The organism is Pseudomonas sp. MPB03, assembly GCF_046605385.1.
GTDB lineage: Bacteria > Pseudomonadota > Gammaproteobacteria > Pseudomonadales > Pseudomonadaceae > Aquipseudomonas > Aquipseudomonas zanjanensis.
This window is the reverse complement of the sequence record NZ_CP176770.1, coordinates 1,783,583-1,802,825: the sequence shown is the minus strand read 5'-3', so window position 1 is coordinate 1,802,825 and position 19,243 is coordinate 1,783,583. Positions and strand designations below refer to the sequence as shown.

Here is a 19,243-nt window from a genome sequence, read left to right as displayed (position 1 = left end):
CAAGCTTGCAATGCCCCATCTACAACACACAACAACAACTCCTGTGGAGACAACAATGAGCCTATCACTGCGTAAAGTAGCCCTGGCAGCCGGATGCCTGATGTTCGCCGGGCAATTGCTCGCCGCTGATCCATCCAAAGAACCGAAGCGCCCGGAATGTATCGCCCCGGCCTCCCCCGGTGGCGGTTTCGACCTGACGTGCAAGCTGGCGCAAAGCGCGCTGGTCAACCAGAAGCTGCTGACCAAACCGATGCGCGTCACCTACATGCCCGGCGGTGTCGGCGCGGTGGCCTACAACGCGGTGGTCGCCCAGCGCCCGGCCGACGCCGGTACGCTGGTGGCCTGGTCCAGCGGCTCACTGCTGAACCTGGCCCAAGGCAAGTTCGGTCGTTTCGATGAAAGTGCCGTGCGCTGGCTGGCCGCCGTGGGTACCAGCTATGGCGCCATCGCCGTGAAAAGCGACTCGCCCTACAAGACCCTCGACGATCTGGTACAGGCCCTGAAGAAAGATCCGGGCTCGGTGGTGATCGGCTCCGGCGGCACCGTGGGTAGCCAGGACTGGATGCAGACCGCCCTCATCGCCAAGGCCGCCGGCATCAACCCTCGCGACCTGCGCTACGTGGCCCTCGAAGGCGGCGGCGAAATCGCCACCGCACTGCTTGGCGGGCACATCCAGGTAGGCAGTACGGATATTTCCGACTCCATGCCGCACATCCAGAGCGGTGACATGCGCCTGCTCGCGGTGTTTGCCGAGAAACGCATCGACGAGCCGGAAATGAAAGACATTCCGACCGCCAAGGAACAAGGCTACGACATCGTCTGGCCTGTGGTCCGCGGCTTCTACCTCGGGCCGAAGGTCAGCGATGAAGACTACGCCTGGTGGAAAGACGCCTTCGACAAACTGCTGGCCTCCGAAGAGTTCGCCAAGCTGCGCGACCAGCGCGAGCTGTTCCCGTTCGCCATGACCGGCCCGGAACTGGACACCTATGTGAAGAAGCAAGTGGCTGATTACAAGACGCTGGCCAAAGAGTTCGGCCTGATCCAGTAATCCTCCCTGTTCTCGCGGCGGCGCCGGCACAACCGGCGCCGCCCAGGAGTTAGTCATGCTCACCATCCAACGTATTTTTGCCGCAGTGCTGCTGCTGGCCTGTCTCGGCCTGGCGCTGATGGCCTGGCCGTATCAGGCCGCCTTTTCCTACGAACCGGTCGGCCCGCGCGCCTTTCCATTATTGATCCTGGGACTGATGGGCCTGGCGCTGCTGTACATGCTGTTTCGCCCTACGCCCGTCATACACAGCGAGGACGACCCGCAACTGGACCGTGAAACCCTGCAGAAGATCGGCATCTGCGTCGCGCTGCTGCTGGTTTTCGCCGGGACCTTCGAACCCCTGGGCTTCATCGTCGCCAGCATCTTGGTCGGTGTGCCGATGGCGCGCCTGTATGGCGGTCGCTGGGTACCGAGCGTGGTGATCATCAGCCTGATGGCCATCGGTCTTTATCTGTTGTTCGACAAGCTGATGGACGTGCCGCTGCCCCTGGGCCTGCTCGACGTCCTGGAGAATTGATATGGATACCCTGAATTATCTCGGCCAGGGTTTTGGCGTTGCACTGACCCCCTACAACCTCGTCACAGCACTGAGCGGTACCCTGATCGGCACCGTGGTCGGCTTGCTACCAGGCCTGGGACCGATCAACGGCGTGGCGCTGCTGATCCCGATTGCCTTCGCCCTGGGGCTGCCGCCGGAATCGGCGCTGATCCTGCTGGCGGCGGTGTACCTGGGGTGCGAATACGGCGGGCGCATCAGCTCGATCCTGCTCAACATCCCCGGTGAAGCCTCCACCGTGATGACCACCCTGGACGGCTACCCGATGGCCCGCCAAGGCCTGGCCGGGGTGGCGTTGTCGCTATCGGCATGGAGCTCGTTCATCGGCGCGTTCATCGCCACCTGCGGCATGGTGTTGTTTGCACCGCTGCTGGCCAAATGGGCGATTGCGTTCGGGCCGGCGGAATACTTCGTCCTGATGGTGTTCGCCATTGTCTGCCTCGGCGGCATGGCCGGCGATCGACCGCTCAAGACCTTCATCGCGGCGCTGATCGGCCTGTTCCTCTCCAGTGTCGGGATCGATGCCAACAGCGGCGTCTACCGTTTTACGGGTGACAACATCCATTTGACCGACGGCATCCAATTCGTCGTGCTAGTGCTGGGCCTGTTCTCCATCAGCGAGATTCTGTTGCTGCTGGAGAAAACCCATCGCGGCCAGGAAGCGGTGGAAGCCACCGGGCGGATGATGTTCAACTTCAAGGAAGCCGCCTCGGTGTTCTGGGTGAACATCCGCTGCGGCGTGCTGGGTTTCATCATGGGCGTATTGCCTGGCGCGGGCGCGACCCTGGCCAGTGCCGTGGCCTATATGACTGAAAAACGCATGGCCGGCGCCAGTGGCACGTTCGGCCAGGGCGACAAGCGTGGCCTCGCGGCGCCGGAAACTGCCATCGGCGGCGCAGCCTGCGGTGCGCTGGTGCCCATGCTGACCCTCGGCGTTCCCGGCTCGGGCACCACGGCGGTGATGATCGGCGCGCTGTCGCTGTACAACATCACCCCCGGTCCCCTGCTGTTCCAGCAACAGCCGGACATCGTCTGGGGCCTGATCGCCTCGTTGTTCGTCGCCAACATCATGCTGGTGATCCTCAACATCCCGATGATCCGCATCTTCACCCGCATCCTGGCCGTGCCAAACTGGGCGCTGGTACCGGTCATCGCGATCATCACCGGGATCGGCGTCTATGCGGTGCATGCCACCACGTTCGACCTGTTCCTGATGATCGGCATCGGCATCTTCGGCTACATCCTGCGCAAGTTGGATTTCCCACTGTCGCCGGTCTTGCTGGGCTTCATCCTCGGCGGGCTGATGGAGCAGAACCTGCGCCGTGCGCTGTCGATCTCCAACGGTGCGCTGGAGATCCTCTGGTCGAGCCCGATCACCTTCGGTTGCTGGATCCTGACGGCGATCATGTTGTTCCTGCCGCTGCTGCGCATCTGGCGTCGTCGCAGTGCCCAGCGTCGTGCCCTGGCCAATGTCTGAGGCAACAACCTTCAGACAATGGTGGGGAACACCGCTGGTCGGTCTGGCCGGCGGCTACCTGGCCAGCCTGATCGGCTGGCCTTTGCCCTGGATGGTCGGCTCGTTGCTGGCGATCATCCTGGTGCGCTGTCTCACGCCTTGGCAATTGATGGAAATCCCCGGCGGCCGCAAATGCGGCCAATGGGTGGTAGGCATCGGTATCGGCCTGCACTTTACGCCGGTGGTGATGGAGCAAGTCCTGAGCCACTTCGGCCTGATCTTCTTCGGCGCGCTGATCACCAGCGTGTCCAGCGTGGTGAGTGTCTGGCTGATGCGTCGCACTGGCGAGGACCGTGCCACCGCGTTCTTTTCGAGCATGCCGGGCGGTTCCGGCGAAATGGTTAACCTCGGCGCCCGCAACGGCGCGGACCTCAGCCGCGTTGCAGCGGGCCAGAGCCTGCGGGTGCTGGTGGTGGTGTTGTGTGTGCCGGCGGCCTTCAAGTACTTGTTGGGTGAAGGTACGCCGATGCAACACGCCACGACGGTGGACTGGCTGTGGCTGGCGATCCTGTTCCCGGCGGGCGCCCTGCTCGCCTGGGTCTGGGAGCGCTTGCGCCAACCCAATCCCTGGTTGTTCGGGCCGTTGCTGGTGAGCGCGGCGGTGAGTATCGGTTGGGACCTGCACATTGGCCTGCCCGACGGCGCCAGCCAGCTTGGCCAGTGGCTGATCGGCAGCGGGTTGGGTTGTCATTTCAACCGGCAGTTCTTTCGTCGGGCACCGTCATTCATGGGGCGTACGTTGGTTGGCTCGGTGTTGACGATGCTGATCGCCACACTGGCAGCCCTTGGCTTGAGCACCTTGACCCACCTGGATCTGCGTTCGTTGACGTTGGGCATGATGCCCGGCGGCATCGCGGAAATGAGCCTGACGGCGGAGACGCTGCAACTGTCGGTGCCATTGGTAACGGCGTTGCAGGTGATGCGGTTGTTGTTCGTGCTGTTCCTGGCGGAGCCGTTGTTCAGGTATTGGACGAGCAGGTCGGGTTCAGACTTGTAGACCGAGTGGCCTTCATCGCGAGCAAGCTCGCTCCCACATCGGATTTACGGTGCACCACATCTGATGGTTGCTGAAGATCAATGTGGAGCGAGCTTGCTCGCGAAGGCGTCGGCACAGTCACCATTGATGCAAGCTGATCCACCGCTTTCGCGGGCAAGCCCGCTCCCACAGGGGATTTGTGTTGCCCTGGAACCCTGTGGGAGCGAGCTTGCTCGCGATGGGGTCTTTATTGCCAACCGTTTAAACCGGCGGCAACCGCCACTCGATCGGCTGCTCGCCATGCTGCTGGAGAAACTTGTTGGTTCGGCTGAAATGCCCGCAGCCGATGAAGCCACGGTGGGCCGACAGCGGTGACGGGTGGACCGAGGTCAGCACCAAATGCTTGGTCGCATCGATCAACTTCTGCTTGCCCTGGGCATGGGCGCCCCACAGCAGGAACACCAGGTTCGGCTGGTGTTCGCTGACCACTTCGATGACCCGGTCGGTAAAGTGTTGCCAACCTTTCTTGGCGTGGGCGTTGGCATTGGCGCGCTCCACGGTCAGGGTCGTGTTGAGCAGCAACACGCCCTGGTCGGCCCAGCTTTGCAGGTAACCGTGATTCGGAATGTCGATGTTCAAATCGCGCTTCAATTCCTTGTAGATGTTCACCAGCGACGGCGGCGTCGGCACGCCCGGTTGCACCGAGAAGCACAAGCCATGGGCCTGGCCTGGACCGTGGTACGGATCCTGGCCGAGAATCACCACCTTGACCTTGTCCAGCGGCGTGGAATTGAGGGCATTGAAAATCAACGGTGCCGGTGGATAAATTTCCTTGCCGGCGGCGTATTCACTGCGCAAAAACTCGCGCAACTCCGCCATGTAGGGCTTGTCGAACTCGGCACGCAAGGCCTGCTTCCAGCTCGGTTCGAGTTTGATACGGTCGTCAGCAGTCATGGTTGCATCCGGTAAAAACAATGGGCGCACCCTAGGAAAGCCTACAGGGCTTGTCAATTGATCTGACGCAGAACCGGCACTTTCCCACGCAGCGGTCATACTGAACATTCAAATTTCTGATCGAGGTCACGATGAATCTGCACTTCGAAGAACTCACCGGCATCGACGGTGCCCGTATCGGCATCGCCACGCTGGATGCCGAAAAATCCCTGAACGCCCTGTCCCTGCCCATGATCAACGCCTTGCGTGATCGCCTCGATGCCTGGGCCCGAGAGCCGCAGGTCGTGTGTGTGCTGTTGCGCGGCAATGGTGCCAAGGCCTTCTGCGCCGGCGGCGAAGTGCGCAGCCTGGTGGAGGCCTGCCGCGCGCATCCCGGCGAAGTACCGCCGCTGGCGGCGCAATTCTTCGCAGCGGAATACCGCTTGGACTTCAACCTGCACACCTACCCCAAACCCCTACTGTGCTGGGGCCACGGTTATGTACTGGGCGGCGGCATGGGGTTGCTGCAAGGCGCCAGTACCCGCATCGTCACGCCCAGCAGTCGCTTGGCGATGCCGGAGATCAGCATCGGCCTCTACCCGGATGTCGGCGCCAGTTGGTTCTTGTCGCGCCTGCCCGGCAAGCTCGGGCTGTTTCTCGGCCTGACCGGCGCCCACATGAACGCCCGGGACGCCATCGACCTGGGCCTGGCCGACCGCTTTCTGCTGGACGAACAACAGGACGATCTGATCGAGGGCCTGCTGCAACTCAACTGGCAGGAGCAGACCGAGATGCAGCTCAACAGCTTGCTCAAGGCCTTGCAACAGGAAGCCATCACCCAACTACCCGAAGCCCAATGGCTGCCGCGGCGGCCGAAAATCGACGAGTGGCTGGATGTCAGTGATGTGCGCTGCGCCTGGAAAGCCCTCAGCCTGTTGGTAGACCACCCTGATCCGCTGATCGCCCGGGCCGCCAAGACCATGAGCGAAGGCTCACCGTTGACCGCTCACCTGGTCTGGGAGCAAATTGCCCGAGCCCGGCATTTGTCCTTGGCCGGTGTGTTCCGGATGGAATACACCTTGAGCCTCAACTGCTGCCGTCATCCGGAGTTCAGCGAAGGCGTGCGGGCGCGTTTGATCGACAAGGACCACAAACCGCGCTGGCACTGGCCGGACATCAACCACGTGCCCGAAGCGGCGGTCGAGGCGCACTTTCACAAGGCATGGGAAGGCAGGCATCCGTTGGCGGACTTATCTAACGAATAAGCAAGCCAGAAGGAGCCCCCTGTGGGAGCGAGCTTGCTCGCGATGGAGGTATGGCAGGCACATGAATGCTGGCTGACCTGACGCCATCGTCGGATCGCCGCCCGGAGCAAGCTCGCTCCCACAAGTGGTATTCCGTCGAGGTTATCGCAGGCACAAAAAAGCGGCGCTTCATGCGCCGCTTTTTGCTGCCAGTCCATTACCGATGATTGCCCCGTCCATCATGACCCCGTCCCCGATGATCATGTCCACGGTCACGTCCGCCACGGCCACGACGGTCGTCGTTCCAGCCACCCCGATCGCGACCGTCCCAGCCGCCCCGGTGTGGATAAGGCCGGTACGCCGCTCGCGGTGGCGAGTAATGGCGTGGACCATGTTGGTAGTAGCGCGGTGCCGAGTAATAGCGCGGCGCCGGTTGGTAGTATCGCGGAGCGTAATAGCCGCGCGGTGCCGAATAGTAACTCCCGCCACCGCTGTAATAGACCGGCGCCGGTGAGGTGTAGACCTCGGAACGGTAGTAGCTCGAGTCTCCGTCGTAGTAGGGCACGCATGCCGAAAGAGTCAGGCCAAGAAACGCAATGAGCAGCAGTCGTCGATACATGGCGGCCTCCTGGACCGCGAATGGGCCACATCAGCGACGCTGATGGGCGGCAGTCAACGTTGTGTGACTGACACTTACTCAGACAGCAGAATTGGAATCTGGTGCGTTTGTGCAATAAGTTGAAACATGTAGCGCTTTGCCCAGTTTCGGCCACTATTTTGAATGCCCCCACAAACGTGGCAAATCCGACTGTCTTTTCCCACAAGGCCACTAAACTGATTTCATTGGGTCTGCGCCAAGGGAATCGCCATGTCGCTCCGTTCGCCGTTATATTCCCAGCGCAAGCCGCTCCTGGCCGTGGTGGCGCTGCTCGGTTCTGGTTTCCTGATCATTACGTTGCTGGGCTATTACGCCGCCCATGCCCCGCTACGGGAACACATCCTAAAGACGTTGTTCGTGAATCTACTGATCGGCGTGCTCGTGACGCTGACGGTCCTGGCCATCCTTTATCGGCTTATCAACAATTACCAACAGCGCATCGACGCCCAGGCCACCCTCGACAGCCTGACCGAATTGCCGAACCGCCGTGGCTTCGACCTGCTGGCCGTGCAAGCCCTGCACGAAGCCCAGCGCGAACCCAAACCCTTGACGGCGCTGCTGGTGGAGCTGGACGACTTCAAGCAGCTGGACACCACCCACGGTCATATCGCCACCGATCAACTGCTCACCGGCTTCGCCCGCAACCTGACGGAGAGCCTGCGGCATTCGGACATTGTGTGTCGTTGGAGCGCCGACGCCTTCGTCGTCCTGCTCAAGGACACCGATGGTCAGACCGGTCTGAAAATCGCAGAGAAAATTCGTCAGCACATCGAAAAGCAGCGCTATTTCTGCAGTGGAAAGCAACTGCGGGTTACCGTCAGCCTCGGCCTCACCACCCTACAAGACGAAGACACCTTGCACAGCCTGCTGTCGCGGACCGATCATGCGCTGCAACGCGCCCGGCAAACCGGGTGCAACCGAACCTGTGTGGAAATGCCTCACTCCAGCTATGAATAAACCCGACCTTTGCCCGGCCTGCGGCGGCGCCAACGACTGCACCCTGGCCGATCCTCGAACCGCCGACCGGCCCTGCTGGTGCTACAGCGTGAGCATCGACCCGGCCGTGCTCGAAGCATTGCCGACCGAGCTGCGGGATCAGTCCTGCTTGTGCCCGCATTGCGCGCAGGTCGACATCCAGTTGCGCGCCAAGCCCCGGCCAATCGCGTAAGATGCCCGCCCTCCGCTGCCCTGCCTGAACTGCCCATGCGCGTCGACCGTTTCCTCAGCAATCTGCCGCGATTCAATCGCCAACAAGTGCGCCTGTTGCTGGTGGAACGCCGAGTGCGAATCGACGGCCAGACCGTCAGCGATCCCCATGCCCCGGTACGTGAGTTCAGTCGCGTCGAAGTCGACGACGACGTGCTGCAAGCCGGCCGACCGGCGCGCTACTTCATGCTGCACAAGCCGCCCGGCTGTGTCAGCGCCACGCGCGATCCGCAACACCCTACCGTGCTCGACTGGCTGGACGAACCGGACAAGGGCGATCTGCATATCGCCGGGCGCCTGGATTTCAACACCACCGGGCTGATGCTGATCACCAATGATGGAACCTGGTCCCGACGCCTGACCCAACCGCAGACCAAACTGCCCAAGGTCTACTACGTCGAAACCGAGCAAACCATCACCACCGAATACACCGACACCTTCGCCCGAGGCATGTACTTCGCCTTCGAAGACCTCACCACCCAGCCGGCAGAACTGACACTGCTGGGGGAAAAGTCGGCGCGCTTGAGCATCGTGGAAGGACGTTACCACCAGGTCAAACGCATGTTCGGCCACTTCAACAACAAGGTGCTGCGCCTGCACCGCGAGCGCATGGGCCCGCTGGTGTTGGACGCTCATTTAGCGCCGGGTCAATACCGGGCCTTGCGCCCTGAAGAAATCCAGCTCATCTGACCCCACGACCGCTGGGCAGAAGTGTCGAACAATTTTCCGATAGGGACTTGCGCAACGGTCGCCCCCCTGCTTGAATCAAACCGTCGGCCGAAATGTGACCGACTAGTCACCTCATACCTCTAAGAAACTTTTTGCCGGCGGGAACCCTCAGGTTCCGCCTTATCCGTCCGGCAAACTGCCCGCCATAACAATACCCGTCGACCGGCTTTCATGGATCGACATGGGCCTTATCTTCCAGGCGTATGCCTACCTGTCACATTGCCCGTGCAATCTTATTGCGCGCATACCCGCTTGCCAGGAGTCTTATGACATGAGGCCAGAAATCGCTGTGCTGGATATACAGGGTCAGTATCGGGTTTACACGGAGTTCTATCGCGCAGACGCCGCACAAAAGACCATCATCCTGGTCAACGGCTCAATGGCCACCACCGCGTCGTTTGCACAGACCGCCAAAAACCTCTACCCGCAATTCAACGTCGTGCTGTACGACCAGCCCTACGCGGGCAAGTCCAAGGCCCACAATCGGCACGAGAGAATGCTGACGAAGGAGATCGAAGGGCAGATCCTCCTGGAACTGATCGACCACTTCGCCGCCGAGCACGTGCTGTCGTTTTCCTGGGGCGGCGCCGCCACGCTGAGCGCCCTGGCCCAACGGCCACGGCGCATCGAAAAAGCGGTGATCAGCTCGTTCTCGCCAGTGCTCAATGCGCCGATGCGCGACTATCTAGAGCGTGGTGTGGACTACCTAAGCAGCCTGGACGGAGACCGTGTCGGTCACTTGGTCAACAGCACCATCGGCAAGCATCTGCCGCCGCTGTTCAAGCGCTTCAACTATCGCCATGTCAGCAGCCTGGCCGAGCACGAGTACGGGCAGATGCACTTCCACATCACCGATGTGCTCCACAGCGACCAACAGTGCTATGTCAACGCGGCCAAGAAAATCAACGTGCCGGTGCTGTTCCTGAACGGCGAATGGGATGAATACACCTCGGCCGACGACGCCAGGCTGTTCGCCAACCACGTCGAGCACAGCACCTTCAGCACGCTGCAAGCCACCGGGCACTTCCTGGACATGGAACACAAAGCCGCCTGCCGCGACAGCCGCAACGCCCTGATGGGTTTCCTCACACCGGAACCCCACGAAAGCCGACCGCGCTACAGCTACGTGCAGGGCTACCATGCACTGGCCATCTGAAACCGAGTCCTGGCGAGCAAGCCCCTTTCCCCCTTCAGCGCAGGGGCTTGCCCGCCAACGACCGCTCTGGTTTGAGGCTCGCGTAGACGACTAGTCGCACGCTGTGTGAAGAAATACTTCAAATCCGTGTCCACATCTGGTACAAAGTCAGCCGCTCTGAGCGGGTGTCGTATAATGGCATTACTCCAGCTTCCCAAGCTGATAACGAGGGTTCGATTCCCTTCACCCGCTCCAATCGAATTTTGGTCCCGTGTTGTGCGTTTTTGACGGGGGATTAAAAAAACCGGCTCTTGGTGGCCGGTTTTTTTTGGTCTGGGGTTTTGTGGGGTTTGCGTCCCCGACGGTCGCGCCGAGGATCCAGGGCGGCAAGCGTGCCGACCCAATCGAATAGGCTATGCCGAAAAGTATCTGAGCGACAGACAATCAAACATGTTTTGCGACAAAAACGACAACGGCAAACAGAGTCAGGGCGAACGTAACACCGATGCTGAATGGCAACAACGTAACGCGGACTGTGGTCGGCGCCGGGCGTCTCATCTCCTCAGCTAACGCCTCTACTTCTTGATGCAATTGCTCGATGCTTGCTCGATAACTACGAGGTGTAGGCATGTTTCTTTCTCCTCTGAGGCCGCGGGCCTTGCTGAGTCTGTGAACCCTTTCGAACAATGTGAGCCGCGTGCTTGCAGAGCTCAAGTACCCGAATGCAGGGAGAGTATTGGCTCATTGTGGCGAACCAGCGCTCAGATTTTAATCCCAAAACCCGCAACAGCGACAATGGCGGTCGCTACCCCTGCCCCTACTGCGTATGGGCACCAGAAGGCTTCGCTCTTCAGCTTCGTTTCTTCGGCCGTAAGCTTGCGAGTCTCAGCCAACAACTTTCGGGTTTCGATCAAAAGTTTATCGAGCTCTAAATTATCGCGGTCATTCTGAAGCATCGATCATTCTTCCAGGGTTTAAGCCATCGTCCTAAGCGTCGCTTACCGCGAAGCCGGCAAAATCCATCGGACGTCAACCGCTCACTGCCAATCGTATGTTCGTTCGTGGAGTACTATTTCCTATCTGAGCAGTTGTGGATAGCGGGCGGCTGCCTCTTAGTTTGTAGGCAAGATCAGAGACCTGTGTACGACAGAGAATCAACTGCTTTTCGGTCAACTGATCGGTTTGTTGGCCCTTGTTTTTAGGTAGAGCCAATCCCGGAAATAACCCTGAGAAAAATGAGTCCCGTGGCGAGGGAGCTTGCTCCCGCTTGAGTGCGAAGCGCTCACGAGAGGGCTGCTGCGCAGCCCAGCGGGAGCAAGCTCCCTCGCCACGTATGGCATGGCCCCAGGGGAGATTTGTAGGCAAAATCCGAAAACTGCGTAGGGGGTGCGCTTACTTTGCTTTTCGGCGAGTTTTCGTCTTGTTGCCCTTGCCCTTCGATGGCTACTCTCCCAGACGTCGCTGCAAATCAGCGATCGGGCTTGGAAACCCGTGAGTCACGCAACCTCGCTTCACGGGAGCTAGACAATGCGTACCTCGCAGCAAATCAAATCATTTTCAAACCAGCCAAAGCTCAGGCCTCGAACCTATTGTTTCTCGATCAACGGTGGCAGGCCATGAATGAAGACACAACCCTCAAAACCATCGGCTACACCCCCTTCAACTATTCCGCTGATCGAGCACTGTTCCGTGTCAACGGCGGCGTACCCATCCAAGAAGCATTGGAACGGGCGTCGGATCTTTTGCATCTCGCTCACCGGCTTGCCGAAGACGCGGCGTTTGAAAAGAGCACCGACCGCTACGCCTGGGCTGCGCATTTTTTGTTGGAAATGAGCAAGGCGGTGATTGATGACGTTGTGAAAGTCATTACGCCAAGAACGGAAGTTGAAGTTAGAAAAAAAGAGGAGAAGCAATAGGCGGACAGTCCGTTTGAGAATGGGAGCAGCACGATTCCCACCTGACGGCAAAACAAAAAGCCCCGGCGTTTTTCGCAGCGGGGCTTTTTGTATTTAATTTGTGTCATCCATTGCTCAGCTCCCCGGCAAATGCCCCAACGGCAACTCCCCCGGCGTTTTCACCGTATTAATCGCAAAGTTACTCCGGATGTCGCTGATCCCGGGCAATTTCAACAACTGCCCTGTGACAAAACGGTCATAAGCCCGCAAGTCCGGCACCACGACTTGCAATAGAAAATCCGACTCGCCCGATACCAGGAACGCCGAAATCACTTCGGGCAATGCCGTCACTGCCTGGCGAAATGCTTCGGCTCGCTCGTCGTTGTGCCGTTCGACCTTGACGCCGACGAAGATCGTTAGCCCGAGGCCCACTTCGTCGCGGTCCAGGACGGCTTGGTAACCACGAATCACCCCCGCCTCTTCGAGCATCCGCACGCGGCGCAGGCAGGGTGACGGGGACAGGCCGATTTCTTCAGCCAGTTGCACGTTGCTCAGGCGGCCGTCGCGTTGCAGTGCGACGAGGATTTTGCGGTCGAAGGCGTCCAGTTTCATGACTTGGCATTTTCCGATTGTATGACGCAGATGCTTGGCAGATTATGCCAATTTCAGACGCTTTAGAAGCTGTCTTCGCAACCACCTGCCCTGCCCGTCAGCCATAGACTTGGCACTTGCGAATCGTTGATAAAAAGGGGGGTGGCATGGCAGGGCTCGGGTTGTTTTTGATGGCGTTGACGGTGGCGTATCTGTTGCCCGGGCCGGACATGATCCTGCTGCTGCAAACCGGTGCCCGTCAGGGCAGGGGCGCGGCGTTGGCGACGGCGGTGGGCCTGGGAGTTGCTCGTGGGTGTCATGTTGCGTTGGCGGCATTAGGGCTTTCGGCCTTGTTCAAGACCGCGCCATGGACCTTCGATGTTGTCCGCCTGGCCGGTGCTGCCTACCTGTTATGGATTGGCTTTCAATGCCTGCGGACCACGTTGCTGCCGAATTTTGAAGGCGCCACTGTCGAGGTTGGGAAACGGCATTATTACGAGGCCATTCAACGCGGGCTGCTGACGAACCTGCTCAATCCCAAGGCCTTGCTGTTTTGCTCGGTGTTGTTACCGCAATTCATTGATCCACAGGCCGGGTCGGTGCTGGGGCAGTTCGCGATCCTGGGCGTGGTGCTGGTCGGCGTCGGCCTGCTGTTCGACTGCGCCTACGCGTTGGTCGGCGTGGCACTCGGCCGCTGGCTTCAGCGCTCGCCTTCGGCCCAGCGCGTGCAGCAGTGGTTGTTTGGGAGTCTTTTGATTGGGTTTGCGGTACGGCTGACGTTTGTACAGCAGTCATAGTTGCTGTGGATAAACCAACGCGGTGATCGTGGGATGAACATCAAACGCCATCGCGAGCAAGCTTGCTCCCACATTTTTCCGAGTTGTTCTCAGGTAACGCATTCACCGCAAATCCCCTGAGGGAGCGGGCTTGCTCGCGAAAGTGGTGTGTCATTCAACATTGATCTTGGCTGACCCGACGCATTCGCGAGCAAGCTCGCTCCCACAGTTTTTCTTAGCCACGCCAGGGCTATGACATCTATTTATCTTCAGACTTGGACTCCTGCATCTGCACCGAAGACTTGGTGCCGTCAGTATTGTCCTTGGTCTCGTTATCCGAGTTGTCGAAGCAGCCGTGCAAGGCAAACAGGCAGCAGGCGAGGCAGAAGGTGCGGATGAAATTCATGGTGTACTCCAATCATGAGGACTTTCAGGAGTGACCTGCAAGAGACCCAATGGTTGCGAATGACCATCGTGCCGGGCGATGAATGACGGCGGATGTTTGCGACTTGCTGTTTCACCGCCTCGTTGCCGTCGCACCCGACAGGCGCAATCGCCGACGGCTGGTCCCAATGTGTCACGTACGGCACCGATCAAGCGCCACATCGCAATCATTAAGGTTTGCGGTTTGAAATAATGCCACTTCCTTTCTCCGTCATTGGCTCAGTCGTGGCAGAACAACCGCTCCTGAGAAACAACTTGTTGGACATTGAAAAACAAGGCAACACAGGACTCCAACACAATCAGAACAAACAAAACTATTATTCAGGCAGATAACGCTCATCCGCGAAACTTACCATCAACAACGTACAAACAAACGCCCACCGACGAGTAACCCCATCAAGCCTTAAAAACTTACAAAGGGAAATTTGACACCCGAAGCAAACTATCATTTTATATGGCAACGCATTTTCAAGGCACTGAAAATCTTACCCACGAAACAACGATCACTGACTACTCTTTGGCGTAGTACACGCCAGATCCAAAAGGATATATTTCATGTTGACACCCTTCTCTGCAGCCACTTGAACATACGTTATATTCATATTAAAAACCATTTTCGCAACGCTACATCCTAGGATATTGCCGTGTCAGAGCGCATCAAAGTAGTTATTTCCGGAGCTGATCGCCTGGATCAAAACCAAATCTGTAAATTTAATTCAACGCATTACGACGTAAACTTGATCCATGAATCATTTCCTGATCAGGCGCGGATTATCTCTGCAATCACCGAGGCACATGTTTACATTCAAGCCGGTGAGGAAATATTGACCGAAGAGATTCTGCAGCACGCTGGCCAATTGCAGCTCGTGGCATGCCTGGCTACGGGGGCCGAGCACTTGGTCGATATTGAAGCAGCTGACCGCCTGGGTATCTCGGTTACCAATACGCCAGACTTGAAAGTGATGTACGAAGCCATGGGCGAGTTCCTCATGGGATTGGTTATCGGGCTAAGAAGAAAATTGATCTACTTCCACACCGAGCAGAAAAAAGGTCGCCTGCATGAAATGGATACTCCCCTTCTCAAGGATGCGGTGATCGGCTTCATCGGTTTGGGCAGGGTCGGCTCCCGGGTTGCCCGGATGATGCACGATGCGTTCAAGTCCAGGATCGTCTACACCGCTAACTCGCAGAAGCCCGACATAGAACGCGACACCCAGGCCCAACGCTTGTCGATGACCTCCCTGCTGGAGAGTAGTGACGTTGTGATTCTGGCCTGTCCGTACAACGACTCCACCTTGGGCCTCATTGGAGAGCAGGAAATTGCCCTGATGAAATCCTCCGCCATTCTGATCAATACATCAGAGGCCTCGTTGGTTGATGGCCGGGCGCTCTACAAGGCCCTGCTCGAGCAGAAAATTGCAGGGGCCGCATTCGACGACAAGAACTGGGATATGCCACCACTCATCAAGAATGGCGAGGCGATCAATATGCCGATCGCCATGCTTGAGCTGCCTGATGACCGTTTCATCTGCACCCCCTACATAGGGGCGTCGACTGCTGCCGTGTGGGATGAGATGGCGGGCGTGGCAATCAGCTCGGTCATGCACTATCTCAAGCATGGGACAGACGAACATCTTTACAACCGGAACCTGGATATGGCCAAGCATGCACAACGTGCCAGCGCTGTTTCATTCCACGCCGCAGTACTGAAAGACTGAGTGGCGTGAATAACGCTATAACGCAACAACATCTTCAGCGGACTTAAGCGACTTAAATGGGTGGAGTGAATTGGGATTACTCTCCTCCACCGCTTTTTTTCGGTCGTCGTCATTCGCGGCCGACACACACCTCATGTAATGGGGGAGAACGCCCGGTGGCTTGGGCGCCAACTATTTAAGTTGGTAGTCGTGAGTTCGAGTCTCACTCTCCTCCACCATTTTTTATTCGGTCGCGGTTGCTTCGCGTTCGAGAGGCAAGGCATGTAACGGGGGAGAACGCCCGGTGGCTTGGGCGCCAACTACTTAAGTTGGTGGTCGTGAGTTCGAGTCTCACTCTCCTCCACCAATTATCGGAAGCTCGGTTTGTTCAGCTCAGCGCGAGACAATTTAAATAGCTTGCAAGCATTTATATCTTCTCGTCTGTGGTGATTTGAATGAAGGATGCAGGATATGCAGTGGGTTGCAGAGAGTCGGCGCATCATCAAAATTGCGGTACCACTTTCAATCGTCTATCTGATTGAGAGCATGATGGCATTCGTTGACTCCGTATTCATGGGCCGTTTTCGTGCGGATGAAATCGCTGGCTATGGTTTAGGTGCTCGCATTGTTTTCGACGCCGCCAATGTCATTTGCTTGTGCGTCATTGGCATGGTTGCGGTTTTTTCAGCCAAGTACGACGCAATCCAGAACAAACGGGCCGTGGAAGTGCATGTGCAACATGGTTTCTACATGTGCGTTCTACTTAGCCTGCCAGTCGTTCTGCTGACCTTGAACCTTGGCAGTTTGCTGCTTGCCTTCAATATAGACCCAGCGGTGTCTTTCCAGGCTGATCAATACGCACAAGGCGCGGTCTACTCAATCTTGCCGTTAGCGTTGTTTTGCGTCCTGCGGGACCACTCAGCGGCGGTTTCCGACTTTTCGTCCATTTTCTATATCACGCTGTTTGCCAGCGTATTTAAAGCGGTGATTTCCTACGCACTGATTCTCGGTGAGTTCGGTTTTCCGCGGCTGGGTGCATACGGTGCGGGACTTTCGACCTCCTTGGTAAGCTGGGGAATGCTGGCTGCGGAGATCGGGCTCTACTCCCTGAGCAATCGCAGATCCGCCAAGGCATACGCAATCTTCACGGGCTGGGCGGCACCTAAACTTTCCCTGATTAAAAAATACCTGGCGATGGGGTTGCCACTCTCCGCCAATAGCTTGGTCATTTCACTGATGTTCATCGTCCTTATGTTCTTTACAGAGAACGTGGGCACGTTGGAGCTGGCAGCGGCGCAACTGGTGTTCTCCTATATCTTTCCAATATACATGCTGGTTGAAGGGGTTCGTGAAGCCATTGCCATTCGTGTCGCTCAAGAGCATGCATTGGATAACGTGCACAAGGTGCGGAAACTGACGGCGGTGGCATCCATGGTCGGCATACTGGTCTTGTTGCCTTTTGCCTTTATCGTATTTTTCGACTCCACGTTGGTCGCATCCATGTTCTTCGACGTCAAAGCCCCCTCGAACTCTGATCTTCTAACCCAGTTCAACCTGATTGTTTGCCTGGCGACGCTGAGCATCGTCGTTGAGTGCGTCCAGGTCATGCTGCTGGGCGCATTGAAGGGTTTGGAAGATACCAAGGTGCCCTTCCTTATCAATATCATTACCGCCTGGTTGATCGGCGTGGCCGGTGGATATCACTTGGCGTTCAACATGGATCAAGGCGTAGTCGGCCTATGGGTGGCATTGATTCTCAGCCATCTCCTTTCGCTGCTGATGCTGATGGTACGGCTGGTACGGGTCACCAAACCCAACAGCCCGTTACTGAGCGCAAGCCCTACACACGACTAGTCGCCACATTCATCACGCCTGTCGAGACAGGCCGAGAGGCTGATCATCAAAGCTTTTGCAACCATCACCGGTTGGTATGAGGGGAAATGCGTATGCGTGAAGTACTGGCTACTTACATCGACGCTTATGAAGTTTCAATCAACTGCCTTGAGCAGTTACATGACGCCGAGCTTGCGACGGCGGTAGGTGAATTACTGTCAAGGATTGCTGCCTGCGATGATGCGCTGGTCAACAATGTACTTAAATATCATGTCCATATACTTGAACTCAGCGATGAGGAATGGACGTGGTTCTTGCCCGGCATTCTTGAGTTGGAACGCAACAGCGCCTTTGTCGCGGCGTATCTGATAGAAAAGATCCCACTGCTCAAGCGTCACTTGGATATGCAGGCGTTCGTAGAATTCCTGTTGGCCATCAAGGATCAATCTGCACGCGGCCTGTCCTACCTGATCGGCACATCCGACTCTGCCTCGTGCGATGATCTGGAGTCGATCCTTGAGGCCGTAGGCGTGGCTTATTATCAGGCCGCCATGGACTGCGTGCTACGCCACAAGGATGCATTAGGCCCTTGCTGCGCCCCTTTGCTCATTCATATCAAGAACTACTATCGGCACTTGCCTGCCACGGACCTGGATGCGCTGGTGGCATTGATTTGCGCCGTGCACGCTCGTTATGGCAGTTTTGGTGCCGTTGCGTTGCTGGAAAATGCTGATGTGGTATTTGAACACCATAGCATTCAGACAGTACACAACCGTCTTGATGCGCTGTCAGACAACAACGTCGACTACTTCCATTATCTGTTGGTCAATGGTTTGCCGGAGGTCGGGGTGGTGCGTACCATCGCCGCTTCGCTCGATCAATTGGATGCCGCGAGTCTGACCTCGCATATCGATGCACCCCGGGTATTCGATGGAGGGTTAATCTCTGCGATCATTTCCAATATAAACTTCATGGACTCTCGAACAATCGAGAATATGCGGTATCAGTTGGCGATTGACGATTTCAATAAGTGGTTCGAACAGCAACACGCTTTCGCCAATGCGCGCGCGCACATCACCGATTCTTATGCCGGCGCCTGGTTTTTACCGTTCAACTATTGGGGCGGGGAAATGGGTATTGCCCGTTTCAGGGCGCTGATAGGACAGGCTATAGAAGCGACCTACGACAAAGGCGCCCGGCAAACCTTGGTGCACCGGAACAAATCATTGTTCGACCGACACGCCGAGTACACCGAAACCCGCTTGCGGTCAATGATAGATGTAGCCTTCCCCAGAGACAGCGTTGGATCGGCAGAGCCTGAAAATATAACAAGTATCAGAACCTATCTCGACGATAAGGATTGGGAGGGTTTAAGGGAACGTCAATCAAGGCAGCGGGGCTTCATTAGTACCTGGAACAGAAACCCATGGCAGGACTACAGTCGCTCCGACGAGTTTTATTCCTGTACCGGTATCGGTGACTACGCTGTCAACAATGCCCCAGGATATTTGGTTGAGCCGAATTTATGTCGCCTGTATGTCTGGTATCAAGGGCGGCGCATTGGCCGTATCAATCTGATTGCCGTGGCAGATGTCAAAGGTGTGCCCGGGCTATTGCTTGACGGCGTCGAGGGCGGCGGCCGCTTGCTGCAATCTGAAGAACGGGTGCGGGACATCTTGGACAGCGTTGCTGAATTCGCCAAGCGCTGTGGATTGAGCGCCTATTACATTAACTGCAAGGCGACCTACAACAATGTCCCAAAGCAGTTCATAACCCAGGCGATTTTTCATATGGGGCTACCGGTGAAGCCTCGTTATCTGCGGCGCTTTTATCACGGGATGGAAATCTATCAGGCGATGCCGCATGGACTCATACCGTTCTTCGAATCTTTCGGGAACAACCTGTCCGGTATAGTGAGCTGCCTCAAAATAAAATTGGATTGATGAGGGTTTTCAGGGGGACCTGCGGCAGGAGCACTGGTTGCGACTGTCATCGTGCCGGACGAT

At 57.5% G+C, this 19,243-nt stretch carries 19 protein-coding genes, 3 tRNA genes and 1 pseudogene; 17 read left to right on the top strand and 6 right to left on the bottom strand.

Annotated elements, in window-relative coordinates; genetic code table 11:
• Positions 1 to 55: 55 nt before the first annotated feature.
• From ACLH0I_RS07980 to ACLH0I_RS07965, 4 genes are read left to right on the top strand one after another with little or no spacing between them, the layout of a single operon-like run.
• On the top strand, positions 56 to 1,048 hold the full coding sequence (locus tag ACLH0I_RS07980; RefSeq protein ID WP_411386734.1) for a Bug family tripartite tricarboxylate transporter substrate binding protein: 993 nt from the start codon (positions 56 to 58) through the stop codon (positions 1,046 to 1,048).
• A gap of 55 nt (positions 1,049 to 1,103) precedes the next feature.
• On the top strand, positions 1,104 to 1,565 hold the full coding sequence (locus ACLH0I_RS07975; RefSeq protein ID WP_411386733.1) for a tripartite tricarboxylate transporter TctB family protein: 462 nt from the start codon (positions 1,104 to 1,106) through the stop codon (positions 1,563 to 1,565).
• 1 nt (position 1,566) lies between these two features.
• A complete protein-coding gene (locus ACLH0I_RS07970; protein ID WP_411386732.1) occupies positions 1,567 to 3,081 on the top strand; it encodes a tripartite tricarboxylate transporter permease in 1,515 nt (504 codons plus the stop codon).
• Positions 3,074 to 4,117: an AbrB family transcriptional regulator gene (locus ACLH0I_RS07965; RefSeq protein WP_411386731.1), complete on the top strand. Its 1,044-nt coding sequence runs from the start codon at positions 3,074 to 3,076 to the stop codon at positions 4,115 to 4,117. The genes ACLH0I_RS07970 and ACLH0I_RS07965 overlap by 8 nt, the downstream gene beginning before the upstream one ends.
• A gap of 240 nt (positions 4,118 to 4,357) precedes the next feature.
• Here ACLH0I_RS07965 and ung read toward each other — a convergent pair whose 3' ends face one another.
• Complete coding sequence (gene ung, locus ACLH0I_RS07960; protein WP_250962733.1) at positions 4,358 to 5,050, bottom strand: uracil-DNA glycosylase; 693 nt, start codon at positions 5,048 to 5,050, stop codon at positions 4,358 to 4,360.
• A 131-nt stretch (positions 5,051 to 5,181) separates the two neighbouring features.
• Between ung and ACLH0I_RS07955 the strand changes: the two genes are divergently transcribed.
• Positions 5,182 to 6,294 carry an enoyl-CoA hydratase/isomerase family protein gene (locus tag ACLH0I_RS07955; protein WP_186730555.1) on the top strand — a complete coding sequence of 371 codons (1,113 nt, stop codon included), beginning with the start codon at positions 5,182 to 5,184 and terminating at the stop codon, positions 6,292 to 6,294.
• Positions 6,295 to 6,490: 196 nt separating this feature from the next.
• Here ACLH0I_RS07955 and ACLH0I_RS07950 read toward each other — a convergent pair whose 3' ends face one another.
• Positions 6,491 to 6,892, bottom strand: a complete 402-nt coding sequence (locus ACLH0I_RS07950; protein WP_207965312.1) for a hypothetical protein — start codon at positions 6,890 to 6,892, stop codon at positions 6,491 to 6,493.
• Between the two features lie 390 nt (positions 6,893 to 7,282).
• On the opposite strand from ACLH0I_RS07950, the pseudogene ACLH0I_RS07945 reads away from it, so the two are divergent.
• From ACLH0I_RS07945 to ACLH0I_RS07925, 5 genes and pseudogenes are all read left to right on the top strand, one after another.
• Positions 7,283 to 7,888, top strand: a pseudogene (locus ACLH0I_RS07945) (GGDEF domain-containing protein); the annotation flags it as partial.
• Entirely contained in the window at positions 7,881 to 8,099 is a 219-nt protein-coding gene (locus tag ACLH0I_RS07940; protein WP_250962731.1) for a cysteine-rich CWC family protein, read from the top strand. The pseudogene ACLH0I_RS07945 and the gene ACLH0I_RS07940, both read left to right, overlap by 8 nt.
• Positions 8,100 to 8,134: 35 nt before the next feature.
• A complete protein-coding gene (locus ACLH0I_RS07935; RefSeq protein WP_411386730.1) occupies positions 8,135 to 8,827 on the top strand; it encodes a pseudouridine synthase in 693 nt (230 codons plus the stop codon).
• Positions 8,828 to 9,137: 310 nt separating this feature from the next.
• Positions 9,138 to 10,022, top strand: a complete 885-nt coding sequence (locus ACLH0I_RS07930; protein WP_250962729.1) for an alpha/beta fold hydrolase — start codon at positions 9,138 to 9,140, stop codon at positions 10,020 to 10,022.
• A 160-nt stretch (positions 10,023 to 10,182) separates the two neighbouring features.
• Positions 10,183 to 10,256 (top strand) — tRNA-Gly (locus tag ACLH0I_RS07925).
• Between the two features lie 189 nt (positions 10,257 to 10,445).
• On the opposite strand, the gene ACLH0I_RS07920 is transcribed toward ACLH0I_RS07925, so the two are convergent.
• Both ACLH0I_RS07920 and ACLH0I_RS07915 read right to left on the bottom strand, forming a co-directional pair.
• Entirely contained in the window at positions 10,446 to 10,631 is a 186-nt protein-coding gene (locus ACLH0I_RS07920; protein ID WP_250962728.1) for a hypothetical protein, read from the bottom strand.
• Between the two features lie 131 nt (positions 10,632 to 10,762).
• On the bottom strand, positions 10,763 to 10,957 hold the full coding sequence (locus ACLH0I_RS07915; RefSeq protein WP_250962727.1) for a hypothetical protein: 195 nt from the start codon (positions 10,955 to 10,957) through the stop codon (positions 10,763 to 10,765).
• A 660-nt stretch (positions 10,958 to 11,617) separates the two neighbouring features.
• On the opposite strand from ACLH0I_RS07915, the gene ACLH0I_RS07910 reads away from it, so the two are divergent.
• Positions 11,618 to 11,917, top strand: coding sequence for a DUF3077 domain-containing protein (locus ACLH0I_RS07910; RefSeq protein ID WP_250962726.1), 300 nt, complete (start codon positions 11,618 to 11,620; stop codon positions 11,915 to 11,917).
• Positions 11,918 to 12,031: 114 nt separating this feature from the next.
• Here the strand turns inward: ACLH0I_RS07910 and ACLH0I_RS07905 are convergent, their stop codons facing one another.
• Positions 12,032 to 12,508: an Lrp/AsnC family transcriptional regulator gene (locus ACLH0I_RS07905; protein ID WP_250962725.1), complete on the bottom strand. Its 477-nt coding sequence runs from the start codon at positions 12,506 to 12,508 to the stop codon at positions 12,032 to 12,034.
• A 146-nt stretch (positions 12,509 to 12,654) separates the two neighbouring features.
• Between ACLH0I_RS07905 and ACLH0I_RS07900 the strand changes: the two genes are divergently transcribed.
• On the top strand, positions 12,655 to 13,284 hold the full coding sequence (locus ACLH0I_RS07900) for a LysE family translocator (protein WP_250962724.1): 630 nt from the start codon (positions 12,655 to 12,657) through the stop codon (positions 13,282 to 13,284).
• 238 nt (positions 13,285 to 13,522) lie between these two features.
• On the opposite strand, the gene ACLH0I_RS07895 is transcribed toward ACLH0I_RS07900, so the two are convergent.
• A complete protein-coding gene (locus ACLH0I_RS07895; protein ID WP_207965305.1) occupies positions 13,523 to 13,669 on the bottom strand; it encodes a hypothetical protein in 147 nt (48 codons plus the stop codon).
• A gap of 682 nt (positions 13,670 to 14,351) precedes the next feature.
• Here ACLH0I_RS07895 and ACLH0I_RS07890 point away from each other — a divergent pair.
• The 5 genes from ACLH0I_RS07890 to ACLH0I_RS07870 all read left to right on the top strand — a co-directional run bounded on the left by ACLH0I_RS07890 (position 14,352) and on the right by ACLH0I_RS07870 (position 19,180).
• Positions 14,352 to 15,425 (top strand): D-isomer specific 2-hydroxyacid dehydrogenase family protein, encoded by a 1,074-nt coding sequence (locus ACLH0I_RS07890; protein WP_250962722.1) that lies wholly within the window; start codon positions 14,352 to 14,354, stop codon positions 15,423 to 15,425.
• Positions 15,426 to 15,565: 140 nt separating this feature from the next.
• Positions 15,566 to 15,643: transfer RNA gene (locus ACLH0I_RS07885), tRNA-Lys, on the top strand.
• 50 nt (positions 15,644 to 15,693) lie between these two features.
• A tRNA-Lys gene (locus tag ACLH0I_RS07880) sits at positions 15,694 to 15,771 on the top strand.
• 104 nt (positions 15,772 to 15,875) lie between these two features.
• A complete protein-coding gene (locus ACLH0I_RS07875) occupies positions 15,876 to 17,258 on the top strand; it encodes an MATE family efflux transporter (protein ID WP_411386729.1) in 1,383 nt (460 codons plus the stop codon).
• Positions 17,259 to 17,350: 92 nt separating this feature from the next.
• The gene (locus tag ACLH0I_RS07870) at positions 17,351 to 19,180 is read left to right on the top strand and encodes a hypothetical protein (protein WP_411386728.1); all 1,830 of its coding nucleotides are present in this window, start codon (positions 17,351 to 17,353) and stop codon (positions 19,178 to 19,180) included.
• Positions 19,181 to 19,243: the final 63 nt, after the last annotated feature.

Coding starts and splice junctions, on each gene's coding strand:
- ACLH0I_RS07870 (WP_411386728.1), top strand. CDS start 17,351: ATGCGTGAAGTACTGGCTACTTACATCGACGCTTATGAAGTTTCAATC.
- ACLH0I_RS07900 (WP_250962724.1), top strand. CDS start 12,655: ATGGCAGGGCTCGGGTTGTTTTTGATGGCGTTGACGGTGGCGTATCTG.
- ACLH0I_RS07970 (WP_411386732.1), top strand. CDS start 1,567: ATGGATACCCTGAATTATCTCGGCCAGGGTTTTGGCGTTGCACTGACC.
- ACLH0I_RS07905 (WP_250962725.1), bottom strand. CDS start 12,508: ATGAAACTGGACGCCTTCGACCGCAAAATCCTCGTCGCACTGCAACGC.
- ACLH0I_RS07950 (WP_207965312.1), bottom strand. CDS start 6,892: ATGTATCGACGACTGCTGCTCATTGCGTTTCTTGGCCTGACTCTTTCG.
- ACLH0I_RS07975 (WP_411386733.1), top strand. CDS start 1,104: ATGCTCACCATCCAACGTATTTTTGCCGCAGTGCTGCTGCTGGCCTGT.
- ACLH0I_RS07910 (WP_250962726.1), top strand. CDS start 11,618: ATGAATGAAGACACAACCCTCAAAACCATCGGCTACACCCCCTTCAAC.
- ACLH0I_RS07935 (WP_411386730.1), top strand. CDS start 8,135: ATGCGCGTCGACCGTTTCCTCAGCAATCTGCCGCGATTCAATCGCCAA.
- ung (WP_250962733.1), bottom strand. CDS start 5,050: ATGACTGCTGACGACCGTATCAAACTCGAACCGAGCTGGAAGCAGGCC.
- ACLH0I_RS07915 (WP_250962727.1), bottom strand. CDS start 10,957: ATGCTTCAGAATGACCGCGATAATTTAGAGCTCGATAAACTTTTGATC.
- ACLH0I_RS07875 (WP_411386729.1), top strand. CDS start 15,876: ATGCAGTGGGTTGCAGAGAGTCGGCGCATCATCAAAATTGCGGTACCA.
- ACLH0I_RS07895 (WP_207965305.1), bottom strand. CDS start 13,669: ATGAATTTCATCCGCACCTTCTGCCTCGCCTGCTGCCTGTTTGCCTTG.
- ACLH0I_RS07965 (WP_411386731.1), top strand. CDS start 3,074: ATGTCTGAGGCAACAACCTTCAGACAATGGTGGGGAACACCGCTGGTC.
- ACLH0I_RS07955 (WP_186730555.1), top strand. CDS start 5,182: ATGAATCTGCACTTCGAAGAACTCACCGGCATCGACGGTGCCCGTATC.
- ACLH0I_RS07980 (WP_411386734.1), top strand. CDS start 56: ATGAGCCTATCACTGCGTAAAGTAGCCCTGGCAGCCGGATGCCTGATG.
- ACLH0I_RS07940 (WP_250962731.1), top strand. CDS start 7,881: ATGAATAAACCCGACCTTTGCCCGGCCTGCGGCGGCGCCAACGACTGC.
- ACLH0I_RS07920 (WP_250962728.1), bottom strand. CDS start 10,631: ATGCCTACACCTCGTAGTTATCGAGCAAGCATCGAGCAATTGCATCAA.
- ACLH0I_RS07930 (WP_250962729.1), top strand. CDS start 9,138: ATGAGGCCAGAAATCGCTGTGCTGGATATACAGGGTCAGTATCGGGTT.